This is a genomic window from Alkalibacillus salilacus (genome assembly GCF_030812915.1).
In the GTDB taxonomy this organism is placed as follows: domain Bacteria; phylum Bacillota; class Bacilli; order Bacillales; family Alkalibacillaceae; genus Alkalibacillus; species Alkalibacillus salilacus.
Window position 1 is genome coordinate 61,100 of record NZ_JAUSTQ010000007.1, and the last position, 24,014, is coordinate 85,113.

General features: G+C 37.4%; 27 protein-coding genes. 21 read left to right on the top strand and 6 right to left on the bottom strand.

Going from position 1 to position 24,014, the window contains the following annotated elements:
• Positions 1–4: 4 nt before the first annotated feature.
• The 15 genes from J2S77_RS09380 to J2S77_RS09450 all read left to right on the top strand — a co-directional run bounded on the left by J2S77_RS09380 (position 5) and on the right by J2S77_RS09450 (position 13,553).
• Positions 5–1,168, top strand: a complete 1,164-nt coding sequence (locus tag J2S77_RS09380; protein WP_306976728.1) for an ABC transporter permease — start codon at positions 5–7, stop codon at positions 1,166–1,168.
• Positions 1,165–2,166 (top strand): ABC transporter permease, encoded by a 1,002-nt coding sequence (locus tag J2S77_RS09385; protein ID WP_306976730.1) that lies wholly within the window; start codon positions 1,165–1,167, stop codon positions 2,164–2,166. Before J2S77_RS09380 ends, J2S77_RS09385 begins: the two co-directional genes overlap by 4 nt.
• A 9-nt stretch (positions 2,167–2,175) precedes the next feature.
• Positions 2,176–2,871: an ABC transporter ATP-binding protein gene (locus tag J2S77_RS09390; protein ID WP_306976731.1), complete on the top strand. Its 696-nt coding sequence runs from the start codon at positions 2,176–2,178 to the stop codon at positions 2,869–2,871.
• 86 nt (positions 2,872–2,957) lie between these two features.
• A complete protein-coding gene (locus J2S77_RS09395) occupies positions 2,958–3,554 on the top strand; it encodes a YhcN/YlaJ family sporulation lipoprotein (RefSeq protein WP_306976732.1) in 597 nt (198 codons plus the stop codon).
• Positions 3,555–3,620: 66 nt separating this feature from the next.
• Positions 3,621–4,661, top strand: a complete 1,041-nt coding sequence (locus J2S77_RS09400) for a hypothetical protein (protein WP_306976734.1) — start codon at positions 3,621–3,623, stop codon at positions 4,659–4,661.
• 209 nt (positions 4,662–4,870) lie between these two features.
• Positions 4,871–6,661, top strand: coding sequence for a methyl-accepting chemotaxis protein (locus J2S77_RS09405; RefSeq protein ID WP_306976736.1), 1,791 nt, complete (start codon positions 4,871–4,873; stop codon positions 6,659–6,661).
• 60 nt (positions 6,662–6,721) lie between these two features.
• Positions 6,722–7,516, top strand: a complete 795-nt coding sequence (locus J2S77_RS09410; protein WP_306976738.1) for a cobalamin-binding protein — start codon at positions 6,722–6,724, stop codon at positions 7,514–7,516.
• Positions 7,517–7,535: 19 nt separating this feature from the next.
• Complete coding sequence (locus J2S77_RS09415) at positions 7,536–8,276, top strand: AzlC family ABC transporter permease (RefSeq protein ID WP_306976739.1); 741 nt, start codon at positions 7,536–7,538, stop codon at positions 8,274–8,276.
• Positions 8,273–8,566, top strand: coding sequence for an AzlD domain-containing protein (locus J2S77_RS09420; protein ID WP_306976741.1), 294 nt, complete (start codon positions 8,273–8,275; stop codon positions 8,564–8,566). Before J2S77_RS09415 ends, J2S77_RS09420 begins: the two co-directional genes overlap by 4 nt.
• A 19-nt stretch (positions 8,567–8,585) precedes the next feature.
• Complete coding sequence (locus J2S77_RS09425) at positions 8,586–9,128, top strand: GNAT family N-acetyltransferase (RefSeq protein ID WP_306976743.1); 543 nt, start codon at positions 8,586–8,588, stop codon at positions 9,126–9,128.
• Between the two features lie 212 nt (positions 9,129–9,340).
• The gene (locus tag J2S77_RS09430) at positions 9,341–10,390 is read left to right on the top strand and encodes a hypothetical protein (protein ID WP_306976745.1); all 1,050 of its coding nucleotides are present in this window, start codon (positions 9,341–9,343) and stop codon (positions 10,388–10,390) included.
• Between the two features lie 224 nt (positions 10,391–10,614).
• Positions 10,615–10,854: an IDEAL domain-containing protein gene (locus J2S77_RS09435; protein ID WP_306976747.1), complete on the top strand. Its 240-nt coding sequence runs from the start codon at positions 10,615–10,617 to the stop codon at positions 10,852–10,854.
• Between the two features lie 163 nt (positions 10,855–11,017).
• Entirely contained in the window at positions 11,018–11,815 is a 798-nt protein-coding gene (locus J2S77_RS09440) for a M15 family metallopeptidase (protein ID WP_370871814.1), read from the top strand.
• A gap of 74 nt (positions 11,816–11,889) precedes the next feature.
• On the top strand, positions 11,890–13,281 hold the full coding sequence (fumC, locus tag J2S77_RS09445) for a class II fumarate hydratase (protein ID WP_306976750.1): 1,392 nt from the start codon (positions 11,890–11,892) through the stop codon (positions 13,279–13,281).
• Positions 13,282–13,346: 65 nt separating this feature from the next.
• On the top strand, positions 13,347–13,553 hold the full coding sequence (locus J2S77_RS09450; protein WP_167262802.1) for an alpha/beta-type small acid-soluble spore protein: 207 nt from the start codon (positions 13,347–13,349) through the stop codon (positions 13,551–13,553).
• Positions 13,554–13,762: 209 nt separating this feature from the next.
• Here the strand turns inward: J2S77_RS09450 and J2S77_RS09455 are convergent, their stop codons facing one another.
• The gene (locus J2S77_RS09455) at positions 13,763–13,951 is read right to left on the bottom strand and encodes a hypothetical protein (protein WP_306976752.1); all 189 of its coding nucleotides are present in this window, start codon (positions 13,949–13,951) and stop codon (positions 13,763–13,765) included.
• Positions 13,952–14,075: 124 nt separating this feature from the next.
• Between J2S77_RS09455 and J2S77_RS09460 the strand changes: the two genes are divergently transcribed.
• Both J2S77_RS09460 and J2S77_RS09465 read left to right on the top strand, forming a co-directional pair.
• Positions 14,076–15,209 carry a DUF445 domain-containing protein gene (locus J2S77_RS09460; RefSeq protein WP_306976753.1) on the top strand — a complete coding sequence of 378 codons (1,134 nt, stop codon included), beginning with the start codon at positions 14,076–14,078 and terminating at the stop codon, positions 15,207–15,209.
• Positions 15,210–15,288: 79 nt separating this feature from the next.
• Positions 15,289–15,645: a YlbF/YmcA family competence regulator gene (locus J2S77_RS09465; protein WP_306976754.1), complete on the top strand. Its 357-nt coding sequence runs from the start codon at positions 15,289–15,291 to the stop codon at positions 15,643–15,645.
• 41 nt (positions 15,646–15,686) lie between these two features.
• On the opposite strand, the gene J2S77_RS09470 is transcribed toward J2S77_RS09465, so the two are convergent.
• Entirely contained in the window at positions 15,687–15,872 is a 186-nt protein-coding gene (locus tag J2S77_RS09470; RefSeq protein WP_306976756.1) for a YhzD family protein, read from the bottom strand.
• Positions 15,873–16,022: 150 nt separating this feature from the next.
• On the opposite strand from J2S77_RS09470, the gene J2S77_RS09475 reads away from it, so the two are divergent.
• Genes J2S77_RS09475 through yhaM form a run of 3 tightly spaced genes read left to right on the top strand, consistent with a single transcriptional unit; the run spans position 16,023 to position 21,119 of the window.
• Positions 16,023–17,240: a metallophosphoesterase family protein gene (locus J2S77_RS09475; RefSeq protein ID WP_306976757.1), complete on the top strand. Its 1,218-nt coding sequence runs from the start codon at positions 16,023–16,025 to the stop codon at positions 17,238–17,240.
• 1 nt (position 17,241) lies between these two features.
• Positions 17,242–20,142, top strand: coding sequence for an ATP-binding protein (locus J2S77_RS09480; RefSeq protein ID WP_306976759.1), 2,901 nt, complete (start codon positions 17,242–17,244; stop codon positions 20,140–20,142).
• A gap of 38 nt (positions 20,143–20,180) precedes the next feature.
• Positions 20,181–21,119 (top strand): 3'-5' exoribonuclease YhaM, encoded by a 939-nt coding sequence (yhaM, locus tag J2S77_RS09485; RefSeq protein ID WP_306976761.1) that lies wholly within the window; start codon positions 20,181–20,183, stop codon positions 21,117–21,119.
• Positions 21,120–21,180: 61 nt separating this feature from the next.
• Here the strand turns inward: yhaM and J2S77_RS09490 are convergent, their stop codons facing one another.
• A complete protein-coding gene (locus J2S77_RS09490; RefSeq protein ID WP_306976763.1) occupies positions 21,181–22,047 on the bottom strand; it encodes a peptidylprolyl isomerase in 867 nt (288 codons plus the stop codon).
• Positions 22,048–22,191: 144 nt separating this feature from the next.
• Between J2S77_RS09490 and J2S77_RS09495 the strand changes: the two genes are divergently transcribed.
• Positions 22,192–22,281, top strand: a complete 90-nt coding sequence (locus tag J2S77_RS09495; RefSeq protein WP_306976765.1) for a YjcZ family sporulation protein — start codon at positions 22,192–22,194, stop codon at positions 22,279–22,281.
• 263 nt (positions 22,282–22,544) lie between these two features.
• Here J2S77_RS09495 and J2S77_RS09500 read toward each other — a convergent pair whose 3' ends face one another.
• From J2S77_RS09500 to J2S77_RS09510, 3 genes are all read right to left on the bottom strand, one after another.
• Positions 22,545–22,724 (bottom strand): hypothetical protein, encoded by a 180-nt coding sequence (locus J2S77_RS09500; protein WP_306976767.1) that lies wholly within the window; start codon positions 22,722–22,724, stop codon positions 22,545–22,547.
• 31 nt (positions 22,725–22,755) lie between these two features.
• On the bottom strand, positions 22,756–23,304 hold the full coding sequence (locus J2S77_RS09505; protein ID WP_306976769.1) for a DUF3267 domain-containing protein: 549 nt from the start codon (positions 23,302–23,304) through the stop codon (positions 22,756–22,758).
• 121 nt (positions 23,305–23,425) lie between these two features.
• Positions 23,426–23,953, bottom strand: a complete 528-nt coding sequence (locus J2S77_RS09510; protein ID WP_306976771.1) for an HTH-type transcriptional regulator Hpr — start codon at positions 23,951–23,953, stop codon at positions 23,426–23,428.
• Positions 23,954–24,014 lie beyond the last annotated feature (61 nt).

Consider the following 24,014-nt stretch of genomic DNA (forward strand, 5'->3'; position numbering starts at 1 on the left):
GGCGATGATGATTTGGCATTACTTAATTTGGGAATGGAAGCGTGTATTGAAATCGCCTACCCTATGTTTAGCTGTTCTGTTATTACCATTACTGATTCTTTCGGTAGTCGGCCTAATTATTTATCACACGGCACAATCTGAAATAGATGATGTGCAGCTCGTCGTTATTGATGATGATGACACTTTTGAAACGAATGCGCTTATAGAACAATTAGCTAGTGATGATTCAATGAATGATTACATAACATTTCAAAATGAAACAGGATCAGTCGAATCATATCAAAATAACGAAAATGTAGCTGCTGTTTTGCATGTGCCTAAAGGTTTTACTGAACAATTGCGACAGGGCCATAATCAACCAATTGATGTCTATTTAAATCAAGGACAACCCTTCTCCTCTAGACTGGCACAATTACTTTTAGAAAGCGGCGAAGACTATATCACAGCAGCACAAAGTGGAGTGAATACAGTATTACATTTTAGTGATTCTGATGATCGGCAAGCCTTAATTCAAGAAATGACCCTTCATTTTACCTGGTTAACCTTAGGTCGAAATGAATTGTTTGATGAACAATATTTAACGGATCATTCCGTATTGTCTTGGCAAGAACAAGGCTATATTGCAATGAAAGCATCGGTGCTTCTAATGACGTTTTTATTCTTCGTCTTAGTTTTTAGGCCTAGACATTTTCAAATTGTACAGGATCGTTTTCGACTATTAGGTTTCACCGCGTTTAAGCAAGGGATAAGCCAAGCTTTGGTTTATAGTTCGTTTATGTTTCTGTACATAGCAGTTTTGATCAGTATCACAACGATTTGGATGGATTTCAATCCGATTTATATGAGTATTCAATGGTTATTAATTATGATGATTATAATTTTTATTCATCTAATTGTTGAGAAGATATGGCGAACATCAACACTTGTTCTTATGTTGAGTGCGTTTTTTAATACCGTTCTGTTAGTGATGTCAGGTGTCTTGTTACCTGTTGCGTATTTGCCGAATTACTTAAGAGTGGAAGGGTTACAGGTTGTGCAAAATAGTTTTTACACATTGTTCAACAGTTATGATGTTCCATTTAAAGAGTGGAGCTTGTTATTAGGATTGGTAGTAGGGTTAGGGATCATTCTGTGGTTATTAACTTATAGAAAGGGTGAGCGACTATGATGATTGTTAAATCAATGCTCTGGCGTCGTTCTACCTTGTTGACACTTTTAGGTCTACCACTACTTATTTTGGTTGTTATTCTTCCCTTTGTTGAAAAGACGACAGAGAACACTCAAGTCAGAATTGATGTAGTTGATCCTTATAACCAGTCTTATGTCGAACAGATGGTTAATCGATTGAATGATCGTGAATCCTTCTCATTGAATTTAAACGATCAATTAGAATTAAGTCAGCTAGCTCGTGGTGAGGTTGAAGCAATTTTTGTTGTGGAGGATCAGTTTCAGGAGAAAGTTGAAGAAGGTGAAACCGAGAATATACTGACATGGTATCGGCATGAGCATAGCTTAGTTGATGGCTTGTTTAAAGAATATTTTGCTTCTACGTTGATGGAAGACATTGTTCGTTCTGAAGCGGCTAATATCGTAACAGACGAGACTGAAATGGCAACATGGAATGAGGCTTATCAATACGGGGCGCAATTCTTTCGACCTGAGCCATTGTTTCAAATGAATTTTACGACATATGAATCCAATACAATTGAAGGTGAAGATTCATCAAACTGGCCGATTGCGCTGGTTTGGGCATACATGATTTTAATTATTGTTTATTTTTCCTCATGGTTATATGAATGGCGAAATAGAGGTGTATTCGATCGACTAGCCGTTTTTCCTCACGGTAAATTTCGATTGCATTTAACTTGGATTAAAAATGTATTAGGTACGATATTAATTGCTAGTCTAGGTTTTATGGGAATTAACGAATGGTTAAAGATTATGGCTTTAGACTTTGGTCAATATGGGCTTTTGGCATTGGTCAGCGTAATTTCTTTATTTATTATTTGGTTGATTAGTTTTTTCATTCGTTCGCGTCATGTATTAATAGCTGTCACAACGATTTATACAGTTATAGGCGTGGCATTAGTGTTACTAGTCGAATGGGATATGCTATCCGTTCAAAATTGGTATCAAATTTGGCTCCCATTTTGGTTCGTAAATTGAGGTGTTTAGATGTTGGCATTAAATGATGTGACTTATAAAAGAAAAAAGAAAGTATTAATCAAAGATATATCTGGTGAGATTAAGCAGGGCGATTGCATTAGTTTGTTTGGGCCGAATGGTGCGGGTAAATCAACGTTATTAAAGCTAATTGCTGGTTTAGAAACGCCAAGCTCTGGTACATGCGTAAATGAGAATCAAGAAAAAATCTCGATAGGTTATGTGCCGCAACAGTTAGCTCTATTTGATCACATGACTGTTCGAGATCATTTAACGTATTACGAGAAGATGACGAAACAGATTAATCAACGCTATGTAAATGAAATGATTGAAGTGCTCGGTTTAAAAGATGTTCTTAATCTTAATGTCGAATCATTAAGTGGTGGAATGGCACGGAAATTGAATTTAGCTATTGGTTTAATCCATGAACCAGATCTCATATTACTGGATGAAGCGTTTGTCGGTGTTGATTTAGCGACTAAACACGATATGTTGACGTGGCTACATCAACTAAATGAACAAGGAGCAACGAATGTTATGATTAGTCATGACTGGCATGTGATTGAGCACATTGCCCAATCAATGTGGATTCTAGACGATGGAGAACTAATTGATCGCTTTCCAATTGCTCAGGTTGATCAAAAACAAAGAGAATACGGTTATTATACTGGTCGTGATTTGCGGAAAATGTTTGCTTTACGTCGATAGCAATAAATGGAATTAACTCTTCAGCATAATGTTAGCTTCTTATTTCCATACTAACGATTGAATATGTTGGAAAGGAGGCTGATTTTATGCGACGGATGTTTGTACTTTTGTTTGTTCTCTTATTTACTCTGTTAGCAGCATGTCAAGGTGATGACACGGGTATGATGGATAACGACGGGCAGACAGATTATCAACAAACAAGAGAGAATGAAGCTTTAGATCGTAACCAGAGAGAAGAACCAATGAACGTAAACGATCCGGAAAATGACTACAGTCGTCAAAATCAAATTAATCGAACAGAACAAAACAATCGAAATGGAATGAATCAAAATAACGATCAAAACCGTTTCGATGTAGCAGAGGAAGCGGCAGAAGAAGTAACTCGTCAAGTTGATGAAGTAGACCGTGCCTATGTCATGACTGGCGATAATAATGCATATGTAGCAGTTGTCATGAATAATAATAATCGTGAAGAGATCAGTGATGAAGTTAAGAAAAAGGTTTCAGAAGTCGTTCAATCGGAGAAATCAGATTTAGATAATGTTTATGTATCAGCTAATGCTGATTTCTTTGACACGATTAATGATTATGTTGAACGTGCTGGTGAAGGCGATCCAGTTGAAGGATTCTTTGAAGAGTTTAACTCAATGTTAGATCGCATTTTTCCAGACCTAGAACGATAATCACGCAAAAGATGGAGCATGACCAAGCTCCATCTTTTTATTTGGAAAAAAAGGGGTTATTTGAGAATGGTGGATCATGAATGGTTGGAAGCAGCAGTGGATCTTGGTCTGTCACCTCAACCGTTTCATATTGAAATTGTATCTTCCGCTTCGTTAGATGAATTGCAGCAAAAAGGTTACGCTAAAAGACTCACATTACATAAACCTTCTCATGCACCAACTGAAGTGACCGAATTGTTTGATGTTGTCGACCAAACGGTTTATATACGTGAAAACCAACCAGAACACATCAAAAATCTGATCACCGCACATTGCTTAGCGCATGCAGATTTTATAAATCAAAATCATTATATAGTCACCATGATTCAAGCGTTTAAAGAACAATACCCTGTCATGCGGCAACAATTTGAACAAGCAAGAGAACAACTGAGTGATCATGATTTCTTCTCGTTAAATCGTTCTTTATACGATTTATATCAATTCATTTATATTCGTGAAGATGACGTCGAATGGTTTCTAACTAACATGAATTTGAATGTGCCACTTGTGAAATTATGGCGTGTGTTTGATTTCGAGAATCGTTTATTTAGAATAATAGGCCAAACCAGTCTCATGAATGAAGGTTGGGCTACCTTGTATGAACGTCGTTTATTAAAACATAATCATTCATACACCCCTGCTGTAGAAAAGGTAGTAAATGAAAAGAATCGCCCGTATCCTACTGGTATTAATTTATATCGTTTAGGTGAGCAATTATGGAAGGAAGTTGATGAAGATCTGCGGTATAGAATACGCTGGCTAGCGACTGACTTCTCTTTTTTAGAGCGATTTTACTCACCAAACATTCACTATAACGACCTCATATCAATTCTTCACCCCAGTCTAAAAGAAGCAAGAAATAACTATCCGTTTGTTAAACAACAGCTTCAAGTAACAGCTCGTTACCAAGGAAAATTACGGGTTGAGTTAGATCGTAAATCTACATTAAATACAAATGAAGTTACTTTCCGCTATCCAAAAGAACAGTATCATGACATTAAGATTCGAAATATCATTTATTCATTAGAAATGCTGTTAAATCGCCGTGTTTATATAAAACCAATTTAATGGTCATTCACTAAGACTAATAGCCTGTGGTCAATGATTGGATTTTAAGAAAAAATGCTCACAAAACATTGTCAATTAGACCCCCCTATGCTAATCTTAAGTAAGAATTGTCGAATTTAGAAAATTCATCATTAAGTGAACTTTTGGATTATTAAAGGTTAATGGCTAGATGATTGAGTGGATAGGATTATCAAAAAGGGGGAGTAACGATGGGGAAGTTACAAAAATGGCGAGCAAAATTGCCTAAGAGAGGAAGTCGACGACAAAAATCGAAACGTGAAACTGAAGAGAATATACATAAAACAAAAGTTTTTTCTAATTTATCAATTGGTAAGAAGTATGGTTTAGTGCTTATTTTTACTTTATTACTGTTTACTATTGCTTCAGGGTTTGTGTTTATGCAAGCTTACGATTCTGATCAAACCATTAACGAACAAGTAGGGTTAAGTGAAGCAGCTATTGAAGTAGGTGAAATGGAATCCATTTTCCGAGGGAAAGATATTAGAATTAGCGACTATGTTATGTTGAAAACGAATGACCATATTAATGAATATCGTAGTATGAACGAAGAATTTGTGGCTATAGCTGAAAACGTTGGAAATCGCTTAGGTTCTGAACAGCAAAGCCTACTTGATCAAATTTTGACGAACAATGAAGAAATTACGAATATTGTTGAAGAGGAGATTGTTTATGCTATTGGTGAACGTGACGAACAAGCAGCATTAGGTGGTCGTTCAAAAGTTGAATCTATTCGTACTGAAACGACTGGTATGATTGATGAACTTCGTCAAATGGTGATTAATGATTTCAGCGCTTCAGCTGGTGATACGCGCTCAGCTATGCTTGAGATTCAAACGGTTTTAGTGACGGGTATTATCGTTGCTGCTGTTATTGCTATAATACTACTAGTTGTAATCAGTCGTAACGTCAATAAAAATATACAGTCTGTTGTTGAAGTTGCTGATCAGATTTCAGAAGGTGATTTAACGGTTGAAGATGTGCAATATCAAGGAAATGATGAATTAGGACGACTAGCATCGTCGATTAATACCATGAAATCGAATTTACGCACAATCATTTCGAGTGTTTCCACTGCTTCTGAATCTGTGACAAATAAAGGGGAAGCCATGACAGCATCGGCTCGAGAAGTTAGTGAAGGTAGCGAACAAATCGCCTCAACCATGCAGGAGCTTTCATCTGGTACTGAAACCCAAGCCCAAAGTGCATCCGCTTTATCGGAAATGATGGAACAATTAGTTCGGAAAGTACAGACATCATATGACGGTGGAGAACATGTTTCGCACGCTTCAGAGGAAGTTCTTGAGATGACACAAGAAGGTCGATCGATGATGAGTGAGTCGGTTACTCAAATGAGCCAAATTCATCATATTGTTGAAGATGCTGTCGAGAAAGTAAAAGGATTAGACCGACAATCAAACGAAATCTCTAAATTGGTCCAAGTGATTGAAGATATTGCTGATCAAACAAATCTACTCGCATTGAACGCAGCTATTGAAGCGGCACGTGCTGGTGAACATGGGAAAGGTTTTGCAGTTGTTGCTGATGAAGTGCGTAAATTAGCTGAGCAAGTCAGCCATTCTGTCGGTGATATCACAGGCATTGTTGGCTCTATACAAACAGAATCAAAACAAGTTACCCAATCATTAGAATCGGGTTATCATGAAGTGGAACAAGGCTCAGAACAAATCAAACATACAGAGCAAACCTTTATCCAAATCAAAGAGGCCATTAATAATGTGGTCAGTCAAATTCAAGAGATTACGTCTAACTTAAAAGATGTATTAAATGATAGCCAAGAGATGAATAAGTCAGTCGAGGAGATTGCATCGATTTCAGAAGAATCAGCTGCTGGTGTGGAACAGACAGCATCATCAATTGAAGAAACGAATAGCTCGATGGAAGAAATATCTCGGGCAGCAGATGATTTAACGAAATTAGCAGAAGACTTAAATAGCCAAGTCCAACAATTCAAGCTATAATATAAGGAGAGACTGAAAATTCAGTCTCTCCTTTCTAACATTTTAAGGCGAGGTGATGGTGTGCGAATCGTATCGATCTGTCCCAGCAATACTGAGATATTAGCGTATTTAGAAGCGACCGATCAATTAGTGGGTGTTGATGATGATAGTGATTGGCCAGAAACAGTCCATCAATTACCTAAAGTAGGTAGAGATTTAAATATTGATATTGAAGCAGTCCGTGCATTGGAGCCGGATTTAGTATTGGCCTCATTAAGTGTACCTGGTATGGAACGAAATATTGAAAAGCTAGATGATGCTCAAATTCCTTATATTATTCTCGATCCTAATTCATTAGACGAAATTGCAAACGATTTACTGACAGTAGGGAAGGAAATAGGGAAAGAGACTAAAGCACAAACAGTTTACGACCAATTTAAGTCCCACTTAGACAAATATCGATCCATTTCCCGGGAAATAAAATATCCGAAAGCGTTATATTGGGAGTGGTGGCCGAAACCATTATTCACACCAGGCAAACAAAATTGGCTATCTTACATAAGTGAATTAGCAGGTGGTTATAACATTTTCAAAGATTATGATCAGGCGAGTGTACAAGTAGAATGGGAAGAGGTATTAGAACGTGATCCTGATGTCATTTGTATGGTATGGGTTGGTGTTCAAGAAGCTAAGATGAACCCTGCCATTATAAAAAAACGAGAACAAGCTAATACCTTATCAGCGATTCAAAACGAAAATATCCATGTGTTGGAGGAATATTTATATTGCAGGCCATCACCGCGATTGATAGAAGGATTAGAGAAAATTGCGTACTTATTGCATCCAACATATTATCCCAGACCAACAACAGATTAAGATGAGAGAAGGTGTTAACATGGGGGAAACATCAATGATAACAGATGAGGGAGTTGAACAAACAAAACTCTTAGCGATTAAGCGAGGTGCGATCGCTGGTTTTCCCATCTTTTTAGGTTATTTACCCATTGCAATTGCTTATGGTGTCTTAGCACAGCAGTCAGGTTTAACAACTTTTGAGACTACCATGATGAGTGCTTTGGTTTTCGCTGGAGCAGCTCAATTCATGGCAGCAAATATGTTTGCTCAAGGGGCCGTGCTCATACAAATTGTCGTTGCGACATTTGTTTTGAATTTTCGTCATTTCATTATGAGCATGTCCTTTGTTAATAAAATCCGGGAATTCCCGATGCGTTGGAAGTTCGGATTAACACTTGGATTGACAGATGAAACTTTTGCCGTATCATCCTTAAATGGCCATGAAGCTAAAAAAGAACATGGAGCTTTTTATTTTTTAGCGTTAATTTTATTAGCTTACATAGGGTGGTTGTTTGGAAGCTTTTTAGGAGCGATCTTGGGTGATGCCTTACCTGCAACACTAAGTGATAGTATGGGGATCGCTTTATATGCGATGTTTATAGGATTATTAGTGCCATCGATTAAAAAAGAATGGCGTATTGGTGTCATTGCAGTAGTTGCGATGGGTGTTAATTTTGTTTTGATGAATGTCCTTGCAGTTGAAGTAGGCTGGGCTATTGTCATTTCGACGCTTTTAGCGAGCTTGCTTGGAATTGTTGTGATGAAGGAGGATGAGGCATGATTATAGCAACTATAATTGGTATGGCGATTGTGACGATGGTGCCTCGGTTTATTCCGGCTTTTATTATGGAGAAGGTTCAACTTCGTCCTTGGCTCAATCGTTGGCTAAATGCGATTCCGTTTGCAGCATTAGGGGCTTTGATTTTCCCAAGTATTCTAACGGTAATACCAGATCAGCCTTGGATTGGTTTAGCAGGTGGTTTAATAGCTGTTGTTATTGCATTATTTAATTTAAATGTTATCTTTGCAGTGTTAGGTGCAATTGCGACCGTATTTTTATTGACTTTCTAAAAAAGAGTGAGGGATACTCATGAACATAAGACGAGCATGTGTTGAAGATGCTGAACAAATTGCAAAGGTTCATGAACAAACATGGATTGAAACATATCAACCGATAATTGAACAAGACGATTTGCAACAAATAACATCATTTGAACACCGTAAGATTATGTGGGAGACCGCGTTACAAACGAATCACCACGTATTTGTTCTAGAAACGTTACATGAAGAGATCGTAGGCTTTATCGCAGGTGGTAAAGCAAGGACAGATTACTTAGAAGTAGAAGGAGAAATTTATAATATATATGTGTCCCCCGATTATCAAGGTGGCGGTTATGGAAAAGAACTACTACGTACCTTCGTAGAGGAATGTGAGACGATAGGATATCAATCACTACTCGTGTGGATTTTAACCGATAATCCGAATGGGGAATTTTATGTGCGCTTAGGGGCACGTCCTATCGAAGCTGAACAGATTACGATTGGGAAAGGGACATATGAAGAAACGGCTTATGGATGGTATGATCTACAGAAGTTAAAGCAACTTTTAGCCTCTTCACATTCTAAGTCTTGAAGTTAATTACTATCATAGTGTTTGATAAATAACTTTATAAAAATAGTTGAATTAAATCCTCAAAACTTACTAGTACCAAGCTAGTAAGTTTTTTAATGTTTAGTTATTGAAATGTATAAACGAAGAAATTGCATAAATTTTCTTAAAACCCCCAACAATGATTGGTTGCATTTCGTAATGTATAAGTAACAATACATAGAAAGGATGATTACATGAAAATGAAACCTTTTGTCTACTCATTATCAGCCGCAACGCTGACGGGAGCTTTGTTTTTATCTCCAATCGGCACATTTGCGAATGTAGGAGTAGAAGAAACTGAAGAAAGTGAACAAGAACAGAATGAACAAGAGGAAGAAAAGACAGTTGAAGAGCAATTATTTACTTATTACACACAATTATCTGAGGAATTGTCAAAAGCAATCGAAAATGAAGACACTGAATTAGCTCAAGACATCTTAGCTTGGTCAGTGGAAGAACTAGAGTCAGCTTATGAAGCTTATGAATCAGGTGATCTTGAAACAGCCCAGACAAAACTAGATGAAGTTTTAGCTGTATTAGAGGAAGCAAGACAAGCAGACGAATCTGAAGAATCAGATGAAACAGACAATGAAGAAGGAACAGAAGAAGAGGAAGAAGACAGCGACGAATCAACTGACGAAGAAGAGCAAGAAGAAAATGATGAGGAAGAATCTTCTGATGAAGAACAAGTTGGACAAAATGTATTGTCTTTAGCAACAGCTATGGAAGATAAAAAGAATCCAGTTGCTAAAGCTGCCCTAAAACGTAATGTTGAGCGTTCTTTAGATCGTTTAGAATCGAAATATGATGACGATCGTTTAGCATCGTTATATGAGTCGTTAAATGAAATTACTGATGAATTTTCTGAAGATGACAGTGAACAAGATGAATCCACTGAAAATGAAGAGCAAAACAACGAAGAAGGAACAACAGAAGAGCAACAGAATGATGATGGAACAGATGATAACGAAGCTAACGAAGAAGTAGCTCAAGAAGAAAATAATAAATCAGATGATGAACAAGACAGCACTAAAGGTGACGTCACACAAAATCAATTAGTAGAAACTAATGATGAGAAAGAAGAACAAAAAGAAGAAAAAGAGGAAAATGGTAAACAAGGGCCGCCAGAATTTGTGAAAGAAAAGCAAGATAAAGCTTCAGAAAACAAAGCCCAAGGAAAATCAAATGGTAAGGGCAAAGCTAAAGGTAAAAGTAAAGGTAAAGGCGGACCGAATGGCAAATAATCGCGGATCACTTTGCTAAGCAAAGTATCTATATAACACCTCTCTCCCAATAAGGTGGACCCTGACGCTATTAAACGTCAGGGTCTTGTTTTTAGGTAAAAATTTCGTTAAAACCTAACACACGAGAAGAAAATTTGAATAAATTACATTAAAGGTTCAGAAAATTGTTGCAATTATCTTAAAAATTTAGGATAATAGAAAAAAGGAGTAAGGGGGAAGGGGCCATGAAAAAACAAGTTACCTCTTATGTACTCGTGAAAAATCAGTTTCCAAGTGAGACGACATTCAAGGCACGTCGTGACATTCCTTATGAGGTCAAGTTAGCATCGCGATTATTCTTAGATGAAATAACTTACACCTTTAACAAACAACGTCTCGAAGAACAAATCAATGATGCGCTTGACACTGGCGACGTTCAGTCATTCATTGAACTTAGCCAACAGTATGGTAAATATGTAAAATAAGCTGAAATTGACTCAAAAGCTGCCTGAATTTAGGCAGCTTTTTCTTGTGAAATGAGTACGAATTTGTATGTCGTATGTTAAAATTGTGTCGTAAATAATCAAAACTTAACAATGTATAAAACATTGAAGAGTGATTTGAATTTAAAAAGAAAATGATAGGGGAATGATTGTGAAACGTATTATAGGCATCTTTGGTATGGTATGCATCATTGGAGCGATGAGTGCATGTCAAACAGAATCCGAAGTGAAAACAGGACAAGAAGTATCAGCAAGTGAAGAAGCCTTAGAAAACAAACCCAATATTGAATTATCGGGTGATGAAGAAACAGATGAAGCTAATGAAGAACAAGAATCAAATGAAACCAATAATGGAGACGTGACAGTAGTTGATGAACCAACGGCGATGGATGTTGTTGTCAATAAACAACGCAAATTACCAGAAGGTTATGAACCACCTGACTTAACAACACCAAATGTTGAATTTCATGTTGTGAATAATGAGCGCAAATATATGCGAGCTGAGGCCGCTAAAGCCCTAGAGGATTTATTCCAAGAAGCTGAGCAGCAAGGTCATCAATTAGTTGGTATTTCAGGGTATCGTTCACAACAAACACAAGCTGCAGTATTCGCTTCTAATGTTGATCGTAACGGTCGTGAACACGCTCTGCAATATTCCGCTCAACCAGGTCATAGTGAACATCAGACAGGATTAACAATGGATATTTCAACACCACAAAATGATTACGCCCTTACAGAATCGTTTGGTAATTCAGCGGCTGGACAGTGGGTGGCAGAGAATGCACATGAATATGGTTTTGTGATTCGCTATCCTGAAGGAAAGAGTGATATAACAGGCTATGGTTATGAACCTTGGCATTTACGTTATTTCGGTGAATCAATTGCAACAGAAATTCATGAAGCCGGTGTGACAGTGGAAGAATATTACGGTTTAGTTGAGTAAATCGTTTAAATTCACAGAAAAAATGCTTATAATAAATAGTGGTCATGTTCGTAAATTCAAAGGAGGATCTAATCATGGAATATCGTATTGAACACGATACATTAGGTGAAATGAAAGTACCAGCCGATAAGTATTGGGGAGCGCAAACCCAGCGTAGTTTACAAAACTTCCCGATTGGTAATGAAACAATGCCAAAAGAAATTATTGAAGGTTTTGCCGTCCTTAAAAAGAGTGCTGCTCGCGCAAATGAATCACTTGGTTTACTAGATCAGGACAAGGCAGATGCCATTGCACATGCTGCTGATCGTGTATTAGCAGGGGAATTATTTGATCATTTCCCACTTGTTGTGTGGCAGACAGGTAGTGGCACACAATCGAATATGAATATGAATGAAGTGTTAGCTTATGTAGGGAACGAGTGGTTAGAACAGCAAGGAAAAGATGCACGTCTACATCCGAATGATGATGTTAATAAATCACAGAGTTCTAATGATACTTATCCGACTGCACTACATATCGCAGCCGTTAAAAAGGTTGAGGATCATGTATTACCAGCTTTAGTACAGATGAAACACACATTAAAAGAAAAATCCGATGCTTTTTATGACATTGTGAAAATTGGACGTACGCATTTACAGGATGCGACACCATTAACCTTAGGACAAGAGATTAGTGGTTGGCATCGTATGTTAGAGAAAACAGAATCCATGATCAATGACTCATTAAAGTATGTGCGTGAGATTGCACTGGGTGGTACAGCTGTTGGGACAGGCATTAATGCACATCCTGATTTCGCTGAAGTGGTTGCAGGTAAAATAAATGACGAAACAAATGGTGAATTCATCTCAGCACCGAATAAATTCCATTCTTTAACTAGTCACGATGAACTTGTGCATACACATGGAGCGCTTAAAGGTTTAGCAGCTGATGTGATGAAGATTGCTAATGATGTGCGTTGGCTTGCTAGTGGACCTCGCTGTGGTATAGGTGAAATTGAGATTCCAGCGAATGAACCTGGAAGTTCAATTATGCCAGGTAAAGTTAATCCAACGCAGAGTGAAGCGATTACGATGGTTGCAACACATGTCATGGGTAATGACGCAGCAATTGGTGTTGCGGCAAGTCAGGGTAACTTTGAGCTTAACGTCTTCAAACCTATGATTGCTTATAACTTCTTGCAATCTTGTCAGCTCCTTGGTGACAGCATGAAGTCATTTGACGAGCGTTGCTTAGTTGGACTAGAACCTAATGAAATAGAAATTAATAAAAATGTTAACGATTCACTTATGCTAGTGACAGCGTTAAACCCTCATATTGGTTATGAGAACGCAGCAAAAATTGCCAAACACGCTCATGAGCATGATCAAACGTTGCGTGAAGCAGCGGAAGACACAGGATTGCTCTCGGGTGAGGAATTTGATCGCCTTGTTAATCCTAAAGAAATGACAAAACCTAACGCAAAATAACAAGATTTACCGTTATAATTGAAAGTCTCCTGTTAACAATAATGATTACACAGGAGGTGAACAACATGGCGCAAAACAACAATTCAAATCAACTCGTTGTACCTGGTGTTTCACAAGCTTTAGATCAAATGAAAACGGAAATCTCTCAAGAATTTGGTGTACAGCTTGGACCAGATTCAACGTCACGTTCAAACGGCTCTGTTGGCGGTGAAATCACAAAACGCCTAGTTCAAATGGCAGAACAACAAATGGGCGGCGGACCACAAGCCTAGCCATGAGAAGCGGATTGAATATGATGAGGAGGGTCTTAATAAAAAAGACCCTCCTTTTCTTTTGTGGATCATGGGTGACCCAGTTAAGCTGGTCGATCAGGCGAAAATCTATTCTTATACAGCGATTTTAAGTTGATACGGCGAAATTAATAGTATATATGGCGAAACGAAAATCGGATATGGGTCATAAAATTGAGCTAGGCCACGGCCTAGCTCTCATCATCATCTGCTTTTGCAAATGGTTTATTATTTCGACGAATGTCGTGAGATTGTTCGATTTGACCTTGGCCATCTTTAGGATTAAATTGGCCACCAGCTAACCCTTCATTTAACATGCGCTCGACATCTAAATCGAATTCGCTTCGTGGGTCTTTTTCTCGGTTGTTCTTAGATGCCATCCAACACCCTCCTTTATCGTTTAGGTTAACCTGATACAAAAAAATCATGTGTGTAAAATCGCAATGCTAAACCAAATATGCTACAGTATGAAAAGTGAGATTTGTTAAGAAAGCTGGTGATGATATGACACTACTATTAGTGCTAATGATGGTAGTTGTAGGCGCGTTAATAGGTGGTATGACGAACCACTTAGCCATTAAAATGTTATTTAAACCATATAAAGCGAAATATATTGGCCGTTTTCAGTTACCCTTTACGCCAGGATTGATTCCGAAGCGCCAAGAAGAATTAGCCGAACAACTGGGCTATTTAGTAACGTCACATTTAGTGACACAAGACGCCTTAAAAGAAAAGTTAGTCAGTCCATCGTTTAATCAACAGGTGACGGAAGCTGTATCTCATAAGTATGATGAATGGTGTGAATCTGAAAAACGCACGATCGATCTTCTAGGTAATGTGAAATCGGACTGGTCAACTGAGCAGATTGAAGCCAATTTAACGAAGAAGATTGCTGAACAATTACGCCAGATCTATGACCGTGAACAAACGAAGACTTTGCATGAAATATTGCCTGAGCAACTTACGCAGACAATCGATGAATCGTTGCCTGAAGCAACGCGATATATATTAGATCAAGTCGACCAATATGTGAATAGTCGGGAAGGTCAAAGAAAACTATCTGAAACAGGCTCTAGTTTCTTACAAAGTCAAGGTTTCCTTGGGAATATGGTGTCGAATTATTTAGGTGAAGAAGGCCTAGTTGAGAAGATTACACCGGCGATTAACCAATTTATCCGTTCAGATGATACACATGAGACAGTTGAAACCATGCTTCGAGCCGAATGGCATAAATGGCAACATCTTGATCTTGCAAGCATGCGAAACAAACTATTGCACGATCAGATTGAAGATCAAATGGCCAATTACATCGTTAATGAATTAGACGTTAGTAAATATTTACATGAACCTGTTTCAACATGGTTAAAAACATTCGAATATCAGGCAAAACACGATATCATCCCTAATCTTGTCACGCTCTTGCTTAATCAAATAGCTGATCATCTTGAAACCATTATGAAGCAAATCGATTTAAGTCAAATGGTTGAACGCCAAGTCAGTCAATTTGATGTGAATCGTTTGGAAAAAATGGTCTTAGATATTTCGAGACGTGAACTGAAGATGATCACGTATTTAGGAGCTTTACTTGGGGGTACAATCGGATTAGTACAAGGGTTGATTGTCGTTTTTGTCGGATAATTGAGTTTTGACTATACATGAGGATGAATCTCTGTTACAGTAGGGTTCGAATATGTGCAAAGTTTCTAGGAGGTATATTGTGTCAAATATTTATGATTTAGCTTACGATTTAGAAAAAGGACTTCGCGAAAGTGAAGAATTTCAAGCGCTAAAAGAAGCGTATGAAAAAGTAATGAACGATCCAACAACGAAGCAAATGTTCGATAACTTCCGTGATACACAGCTTGAATTGCAACAAAAACAAGCTCAAGGTGAAGAAATCACACAAGAAGAAGTTGAGAAAGCTCAACAAGTTGTTGAACTTGTTCAACAAAACGAAGATATTTCTAAGCTTATGGAAGAAGAGCAGCGCCTTAATACATTAATTGGCGATGTTAGTAAGATTATCACGAAGCCGTTAGAAGAACTTTACGGTGAAGATGAACAACAACAATAAATATTGATAGGCTGTCGCAAATGCGGCAGCCTCTTTTTGTCTTATCGATGAAATAACACTAAACGTCCATCTGGTGATACACAGCGGTGAGTCGACTCTTCATAGCCGTGTTCAGCTAGGCGTTCTTTACCAATCTTCGATGCTTCCTCATCATTTTGCGCTTCAATTGTATCGTCTAATAAGTTCTCTCCCTTTTGTGAAAAAACAGTTAAGAAATAAGTCTTCATGTTTGTCCTCCTCTAGTTTAATTAGGCTACTTTAACTATATGGAATTTCAGGAGTTTTGTAAATAGTCTGACGCCTTAAACACATTTTATAGTAATCGAACGTGCATTCGCTTTTATCTTTTGGTAAAATACATAATAAGGAGGATCACGATGAAACAGCCGATTCGATTTATACATACAGCCGATTTACATTTGGATAGCCCTTTTAAGGGAATGCGTGAAGTACCAGAAAATATATTACATGATGTGCAAAACGCGACATTAAAGGCGTTTGAACGTTTGATTGAACTAGCGGTAAACGAACGAGTTGATTTTGTTTTGATTGTTGGTGATCTATTTGACGTTCAATCTGCTTCATTAAAATCGCTTGTGACCTTAAAGCGAGGATTATCGCGATTAGATGAGTACGGGATTAACGTTTACATCAGTTTTGGTAATCATGATTACGATATGATGCGCAAAGTTGATTTAATACTGCCTGAAAACACCTATGTTTTCCCCAGTGAAGAGGTGACAGTGACAACATTCAATAAAGGTGAAACCGAAGCTCATTTATATGGATTTAGCTATGAATCAAGAGCCGTAAGAGAGTCCAAAGTGCATGAATACGAGCGAATTGAACGGCCAGGTTATCATCTCGCGACTTTACATGGAAGTTTGAAATCAAATGAAGAGCATGATCAATACGCACCGTTTCAATTGGAAGAGTTAAAAGCGAAACCATTTGATTATTGGGCGCTCGGTCATATTCATAAGCGTGATCTATTAGCCCAAAGACCTTATATCGTCTATCCAGGTAATATCCAAGGTCGTCATATGAAAGAAACAGGTGAAAAAGGTTGTTATGTAGTGGAGTTAACCGAACAACAAACTAACCTTTCCTTTCACACATTACATGATGTGCTTTTTTTAGATGAACAAACGACAGCCTCATCAAGTGATAAAATCGATGATCTTGTTAAAGTGTTGACTGATTACAAAGACCAATTGAGACAGCGACATGGTAAAGTTTGGTTACGCCTTCGTGTCATCGTGCCAGATGTTCTTCAGGGCTATGAAACAGAGTTGTTACAGTGGCTAAATGAGCAGGAAAATCAAGTTAATGACTGGATTTGGTTAACTGATTTAGAGTTAAAAACAAGTGTTTCTTACGACCGTAACCAACTTAAACAATCCAATCAATTTGTCGGTGAAGTGATAAAATTGTCAGACGAACAAGAACATGTCACGAGCTATTTAACCGATTTACTTCAACACCGACAGTTCAAAGATCATATCGGAACATTTAGTGACGAGGATCTATTAGATATTCAAGAACAAGCAGAACAACTAGTCATCAATCAATTACTGAATGATAGAAGGGATTAATTTGTGGATAAAGCAATTGGAAGTGGTGTCCTTTGGGAAATGGCATCAAAAAACGATTGATTTAACAAGTGGGTTTAATTATTTATACGGTTCTAATGAGTCAGGTAAATCATCATTACGATCATTTATCACGTATATCTTATTTGGATTATCAGCCTCTGAACGTGAACAATATACATCTATATTTGATGGGCAACTAGGTGGTCGGATCATTTTAACAGATGGAGTAAAAGAATATACGATTGAGCGATTTTCTCATCGTAATCGAGGTAAGAGAGTAGGGTATCTAGCTGGAGAAACCGTTCAGGATAAAGAAATCGAGCAATTATTGGATCATGTTGATCATTATATCTATCAAGCCATTTTTTCTTTTCAGGATCGTGATCTTGAAGCCATTCGACATCAGCAGTCAGATGATATTGGAAAAGTATTATTCAATTTAGGCTTAACAGGCTCTGAAGATATTGTTGAAATTGAACAAGGCTTAACAAAAGAAAGCGATAAACTGTTCAAGAAACAAGGTCGCAAGCCTCCTGTTAACCAAGCTTTGCAGCAATTAAAGGCTATCAATGAAGAAATTGAGAAAGCACAAATAAAAGAACAAGAGCACGCTACGCTTTATCAAGAAGCCAAACAATTGGAATTAGATATTCAAGCCTTAAAATATGAAGATGAGCAGTTAAATCAACAAATCAAAGATTATCAACAACTGTTGCAGGTTTCTTCTTCCATTGATCGTGTTCAATTACTTGATCAGGAAATGGCATCATTACTCAATCATTCGCATTTGTCCCAAGATGTCATTGATCGATATGAAGATGTTAAAGCGAAACGTCAAACTTATGATGACCGTGCTCGAGCCATTATGGCTAAGATGAGTGAAGCGAAAGAAGAACGCAATCGCTTAATGGCTCAATCGAAAAAAGATCATTTTCCATTCACGCTTGATGAAATTCAAGCCTGGACGGTGGAATGGGAACATAAGAAACAGCAGTATGATGATTTATCTAATCAAATTCAGTCAAAGCGTTCACAATTACAAAAACTGAATTTGCCAGTTGATGAAACTGAATTAAGATCCTTAGCTATTAGTGATTATACAAAACAAACATGGTCAAGAATCGCCTATGATTTACATGCGAATGCAGAAAAATTAAGTGACTTAGAACGTCGTAAGCGAATTAAATTAGATGAATTGAGATCGTTAGAATCTAAACAGCAAGACGTTCAAAAGAATTTATTGACAGAAGAGGAACGTGCCACAACCTCACGGAAACTTGAGCAAATTAACCAACAGATTTTTGTCGATCAAACTACTGCCTCACGTGGTAGCTCTTCACGTAACCGTCAATCTTCTTTAAAACAGCCATTATTTATGGTAGGTAAATGGTTGGCACTTGCTTTCGCTATTGGATTTGTATTAGCTGGTGTGATGGCTTGGATGAATGTTTTTAGTTATGTGTATGCTGGCATTAGTGGGATAGCATTTTATGTCCTACTCAATCGACAGCAGATTTCTATTGAGCAACAGGCAAGTCATTCAGATAACTCAGAAAAGGTTTCTTTAGAACAAGAAAAACGTGATCTAGAGCGTATCATAGAAAATGATGATCAGCTTATAAATGATAATCGCGACCTTCAAACCAAAATCGATTACGTGAACAGTGAATTACGTGAAGTTGAAAGTGAACGATTATCGATTGAAGAAATCATTGATGATCTAGAATTCAAACAAAACCAAGAAATAAATCAACATCAGTGGCTGGAACGATATGAACTCGAGCAATGGGAAGATGTTGCCCAACAATTGATTAATGCTAAACATATATTAAGTGATATCGATCAATTAGTTGAATCACAGCTAACCATCGAATCCTCGCTCGACTATATCAAAGAACAACTGCAACGCTTTTTATCTTATTATGTGAATGATTTGAATTGGCGCGACGACCAAGCGGGATTATCATTGGTTCGCGAATATTTAAATCAAGAACGTGATATAACTAACCAGATCAATCAGCATCACTATTGGTTAGAGGAATTAGAGAAGCAACTACAAGAGTTAAAAGACGAATATGCCCCTTATGAACAAGCAATGGAGGATATGTTGTCAGAGATTGATGTAGAAAATGAAGCTGAATTAGAAGACGTCATTCAAGCGTTTGCTACTTATCAAGAGAAGGACCAGAAGAGGGCTGAAGCATATGAAGCTGTTAAACAATTATTCGGTGACAGTACAAACGAGGTAATTGCTCAGTCTTATAACTGGGATCACCTACAAGAAGTGCTTCATGACAATCGACATCGAAAAGAGATAGGAGAGGCACAACTAGAAGAGAAACGACAACGTTTAGCTGATTGTACAGCACATATTAGGCAAATAGAAGAAGATGGTCGACTGTCTGATCTTATTCATGAACGATCCAAAATTGAAGATGAAATTAAGACATTATCAAAACAATGGGCAGCTTTAAATGTAGCTAAAGGACTTATTCAAGATACGAAGTCAAGGTATCAATACGATTATTTACCTCATGTATTGACTCAAACCTCTCAATTATTTAATAAATTGACTCAAGGAATCTATCAAACCGTTCGATTTTCCCAAGAGGAATCGTTAATGGTACAGCGATATGATGATATATGGTTTGATGTTAAGCAATTGTCAGATGGGACTGCTGATCAACTCTATGTTGCTTTAAGGTTCGCTTTAAATGAGTCTTTAAGAGATACTAAAGCATTTCCGTTTATATTGGATGATGCGTTTGTCCACTTTGATCATGAACGCAAACAAGAAATGATGAGGATCTTATCCCAGCAAGCAAAGAAACAACAAATTATTTATTTTTCATTTGAAGAGGGTCCATCATCTACATCTTATCATGTGATACATTTAAATTAGCGAAGAAGATAATAGTTTAATAAAAGGAGTGCGATGGTATGACACAAGGCGTAGCTAACCGAGAAGTTGGAGATCAATTTGAAGGCTACTTATTAATTAAATCCGTTGATAAAGGAGTGGCGAGTAATGGTAAGCCCTTTTTAACGATTGTGTTTCGGGATTTAAGTGGTGAAATTGAAGCCAAGCTATGGGAAGCGGCGAAAGAGGATGAAGAAACGTTTCTTGCGGAATCAATCGTTCACGTACAAGGTGAAATTCGCCAATTTCGCGGGAAGCATCAATTGAATATACGCCAAATTCGTCTGGCTAATGAGATGGATGGTGTTAGAGTAGAAGACTTTATCGAGAAAGCACCCGTTGATTTGGAGGAAATGAAAGATTACTTAACACAAACCATCTTTGCATTGGAAAATCCAAATATTCAACGGATCGTTAGACAGATTTTGAAAAAGTATAACGATGATGTGTTTGTTTACCCAGCTGCAACAAAGAATCATCACGAATATGCTTCTGGACTGATGCACCATGTTATTAGCATGCTTAAAATCGCTCAATCACTCAAGTCGTTATATCCTGATTTGAATATGGATTTATTGTATGCGGGTATTATTTTGCACGATATAGGAAAAGTCAAAGAGCTATCTTCACCAGCATCACCATCCTATACACTTGAAGGTAAAATGCTTGGTCATATTTCGATGATGGTTGAAGAAATTAAAGTAACCGCTCAAGAATTGGGAATTGAAGGTGAAGAAGTGATGCTATTACAACATCTGGTCTTAAGTCATCACGGTAAGAATGAATGGGGAAGCCCGAAAACGCCGATTGTCCGTGAAGCTGAAATGTTGCACCAAATTGATATGATAGATGCTAAGATGAACATGATGAATCGGGCCCTTGAGAAGGTGGAACCTGGTGAATTTACTGATCGTATTTTTCCAATGGAGAACCGTCAATTTTACAAGCCTACAATCTAGTTATAAAAAAGTTCCGAAACTGCTGTTAGGCATGTTTCGGAACTTTTTTGTGTTAAATATATTATTCGTCTTCACTTTCGTTTTCTGAATCAAAGATATGGTCTAAGTCATCGTCTTGTATAGACACGTCAGCTTCATTCATCACTTCATCAATAATCGAATTGAGTTCATCTTGTGAGACTTGAGAAGCTAATAACGATTCGCGAATTTGACTTTCCATGTTTTCAAAGGAATCTAATTCTACATCAGCTTCACGCTTGTCCTCAACTAGAATGACATGCCAACCATGTTGTGTTTCGACAGGCTCACTAATTTCTCCTACATCTAGTGAAAAGGCTGCACGTTCAAATGGCAGAACCATGTCACCGCCAGTAAAATAGCCAAGATCACCACCTGAACTAGCAGAACCATCAGTTGAGTATTCTTCAGCTAAGGCTGCAAATTCTTGACCATCTTCATATTCTTGAATGACTTCTTCTGCTGTGCTTTGATCCTCGACTAAAATGTGACGCGCTTTTACTTCTTGTTGCATATTTTCATAACGCATACGTACATCTTCATCTGAAACATCTAGGTCATCTGTTGCTGCTTTGAATTCAAGTTGACTCATATAAAAATCGTTACGGAAATCTTCTTCATTTTCATAACCTTGTTGGGCTAGGAATTGTTCGAATTGAGGCCCTAATTGTGATTTGAATTCTTCTATATCTTGGTCAATCTCTTCTTGAGATACGTCATATTGCGATTCAAGAACCATTTCTTTCGTTATTTGTTCTAATACTTCTTCGCCGTGACGTTCTTTCAGTTCATTATAGAACTCGTCCTTTGTGATATCACCTGATTGAGATTCTACAACCACTTCTTCGTCTGATTGACAGGCAGTAATAACTAAAATACTTGCAAAGAGTAGTACGATTAGTTTTTTCAACTCTGATTCCCCCATTTTTCTATATTTCCAATCATAACTATACCATAAATATTTTAAAGTGGCATTAATCAAATTGACACGCGCCTAATCGCATCAGCTTTCATAACCATACAATAAGATAGATATGGATTAGGGGGTGAAAAAATGAGTTATGGAAAAGGTTATTACAGTGGATTTTCTTTAATTGTTGTGTTGTTCATTTTACTCATCATTGTGGGCGCCGCTTGGTTCTAAAAAACCTCACAAAAAAGGTTGATCTTCAAAAGAAGATCAACCTTTTTTTATGGTTAGTTTAATGTTTATTTTTGATTATTAACTAGAATTGCTATCAGTTGTTGATTTGTGAGAAGCGAAGGTGGCGACTCCTGCGGGAAAAGCACGAGTCTCGAGACCCCACAGGCCACGCTCTTTGGCCGAGGAGGCTCGAGCCGTGCCCGCGGAAAGCGTCCACCGGTAGCGGATCACAATATCAACAGCGAGCCTTAATTTAAACTTTCTTATAGAAAATTCACTTCATAATAAGATGAGATGAGTAAGACAAGCATTGAAATGTTAATCATACGATAAACTTTAGTGCTTTTTTCGTTAGACATCTCAGATTTTGTACAGAATTTCTGGGCCATAGTATTAAATGCGTAAAAAATAAACAACGCAAATGGTACATAAAACAGTAGCAATATTTCCCCCTCCTAATGACTTACGATCATACTACGCTTGTGGAGACTGAACGAGAATATCATAATTGTGTTTTGACTTTTCTACAATACATTGTTTTGGTGCTCTAATAAAGAATGATAACATTAACCAATCTGTAAGGGAAATACCCAGATGGATCGCAGTAAATACAATCAAGATTGGATAAAATGTCGGTAATACGATTGCGCCAGCTAACAATGGTAATGTCAGCACAATTGTAGGTGCTAACATCATGATAATGGACGTGCGTTTCGATAAACTTGAACGCATATTAAATTTTAACATTGGTATATAGCGGTATTTAAAATACCATTTTAACGTAAATTCCTTACTCGTAAAGGTAAGTGGAAATGCGTGAGCTAATTTATGCAAAATCGGTAATGTTAATAGCCCTAACAAAACTTGCCACAGTGCGGGTTCATGTAACGACACATTATGGTAAATAATCGAAAATGGTACAAATAAGACTATAAATGACATAATACTGAAAAAAACCGATAAGATTTTCAGTCGATTATGGCCGAATTCTCTTGAAATGTTGATCGTTTTCCAACAAGTCATGATAGGGCCTCCTTTATCTTTGAATTTAGGCGTTGCGTAGCCTTGTAACGTCTATTACAAGGGTGATAATACGCCTTACAAAGAAAAAATTCAACCCTTTTGACAAAAAAATTACACCTTCTTAATATTCCGCTTTAATACTTGCGATGGAGCGGTCTAAAATGTCTAGATATTCTTCGCCATAAATTTCTTTTACAATAGCTTCTAACTCTTGGAATTCAGGAAATCTACCATATAAGTCTTTTAGGGGTAATGAAGCTTGCATAACGGTGTTTTTATCTGTTCCTTGAGCATGAGCTTCCATCGTTTCCTCGAATAGATGCTTGCCAGACTCTGTTAGCTCAATATACGTATTTCTTTTATCTTCTTCTCGTTTTGAAAATGTTAAAAGCTTACGTTCCTCAAGCTTTTTGGAAAAATTAAAAGCGGTAGACACATGCATAATCCCAAACTTGGATATTTCCGAAATGCTAGCGCCATCTAAATGATAACAGATCCATAATATATGATGTTCGTTTAAGTTTAAGTCGAACGGCTTCACCCAATTTTGCCAATCTTTTTCGATTTGTTTCCAAACAGCTTTCGATAACTGTGCCATTTTGTGTGAATAGAGAATGGCTTCTTGTAATGAATAGTTTTGTTCACTCACGACAACGTCTCCTTTTTAATGGTATTAAGTTATATCTTTATAGTTTACCCGATATACTTCA

Excerpts from the sequence above, each read along its gene's own strand:
- J2S77_RS09435 (WP_306976747.1), top strand. The coding sequence starts at position 10,615 with ATGAAAAAACAAGTTACCTCTTATGTACTCGTGAAAAATCAGTTTCCA.
- J2S77_RS09395 (WP_306976732.1), top strand. The coding sequence starts at position 2,958 with ATGCGACGGATGTTTGTACTTTTGTTTGTTCTCTTATTTACTCTGTTA.
- J2S77_RS09430 (WP_306976745.1), top strand. The coding sequence starts at position 9,341 with ATGAAAATGAAACCTTTTGTCTACTCATTATCAGCCGCAACGCTGACG.
- J2S77_RS09475 (WP_306976757.1), top strand. The coding sequence starts at position 16,023 with ATGAAACAGCCGATTCGATTTATACATACAGCCGATTTACATTTGGAT.
- J2S77_RS09390 (WP_306976731.1), top strand. The coding sequence starts at position 2,176 with ATGTTGGCATTAAATGATGTGACTTATAAAAGAAAAAAGAAAGTATTA.
- J2S77_RS09415 (WP_306976739.1), top strand. The coding sequence starts at position 7,536 with ATGGGGGAAACATCAATGATAACAGATGAGGGAGTTGAACAAACAAAA.
- J2S77_RS09380 (WP_306976728.1), top strand. The coding sequence starts at position 5 with ATGATGATTTGGCATTACTTAATTTGGGAATGGAAGCGTGTATTGAAA.
- J2S77_RS09470 (WP_306976756.1), bottom strand. The coding sequence starts at position 15,872 with ATGAAGACTTATTTCTTAACTGTTTTTTCACAAAAGGGAGAGAACTTA.
- J2S77_RS09420 (WP_306976741.1), top strand. The coding sequence starts at position 8,273 with ATGATTATAGCAACTATAATTGGTATGGCGATTGTGACGATGGTGCCT.
- J2S77_RS09400 (WP_306976734.1), top strand. The coding sequence starts at position 3,621 with ATGGTGGATCATGAATGGTTGGAAGCAGCAGTGGATCTTGGTCTGTCA.
- fumC (WP_306976750.1), top strand. The coding sequence starts at position 11,890 with ATGGAATATCGTATTGAACACGATACATTAGGTGAAATGAAAGTACCA.
- J2S77_RS09460 (WP_306976753.1), top strand. The coding sequence starts at position 14,076 with ATGACACTACTATTAGTGCTAATGATGGTAGTTGTAGGCGCGTTAATA.
- J2S77_RS09495 (WP_306976765.1), top strand. The coding sequence starts at position 22,192 with ATGAGTTATGGAAAAGGTTATTACAGTGGATTTTCTTTAATTGTTGTG.
- J2S77_RS09385 (WP_306976730.1), top strand. The coding sequence starts at position 1,165 with ATGATGATTGTTAAATCAATGCTCTGGCGTCGTTCTACCTTGTTGACA.
- J2S77_RS09455 (WP_306976752.1), bottom strand. The coding sequence starts at position 13,951 with ATGGCATCTAAGAACAACCGAGAAAAAGACCCACGAAGCGAATTCGAT.
- yhaM (WP_306976761.1), top strand. The coding sequence starts at position 20,181 with ATGACACAAGGCGTAGCTAACCGAGAAGTTGGAGATCAATTTGAAGGC.
- J2S77_RS09425 (WP_306976743.1), top strand. The coding sequence starts at position 8,586 with ATGAACATAAGACGAGCATGTGTTGAAGATGCTGAACAAATTGCAAAG.
- J2S77_RS09440 (WP_370871814.1), top strand. The coding sequence starts at position 11,018 with ATGATTGTGAAACGTATTATAGGCATCTTTGGTATGGTATGCATCATT.
- J2S77_RS09405 (WP_306976736.1), top strand. The coding sequence starts at position 4,871 with ATGGGGAAGTTACAAAAATGGCGAGCAAAATTGCCTAAGAGAGGAAGT.
- J2S77_RS09505 (WP_306976769.1), bottom strand. The coding sequence starts at position 23,304 with ATGACTTGTTGGAAAACGATCAACATTTCAAGAGAATTCGGCCATAAT.
- J2S77_RS09450 (WP_167262802.1), top strand. The coding sequence starts at position 13,347 with ATGGCGCAAAACAACAATTCAAATCAACTCGTTGTACCTGGTGTTTCA.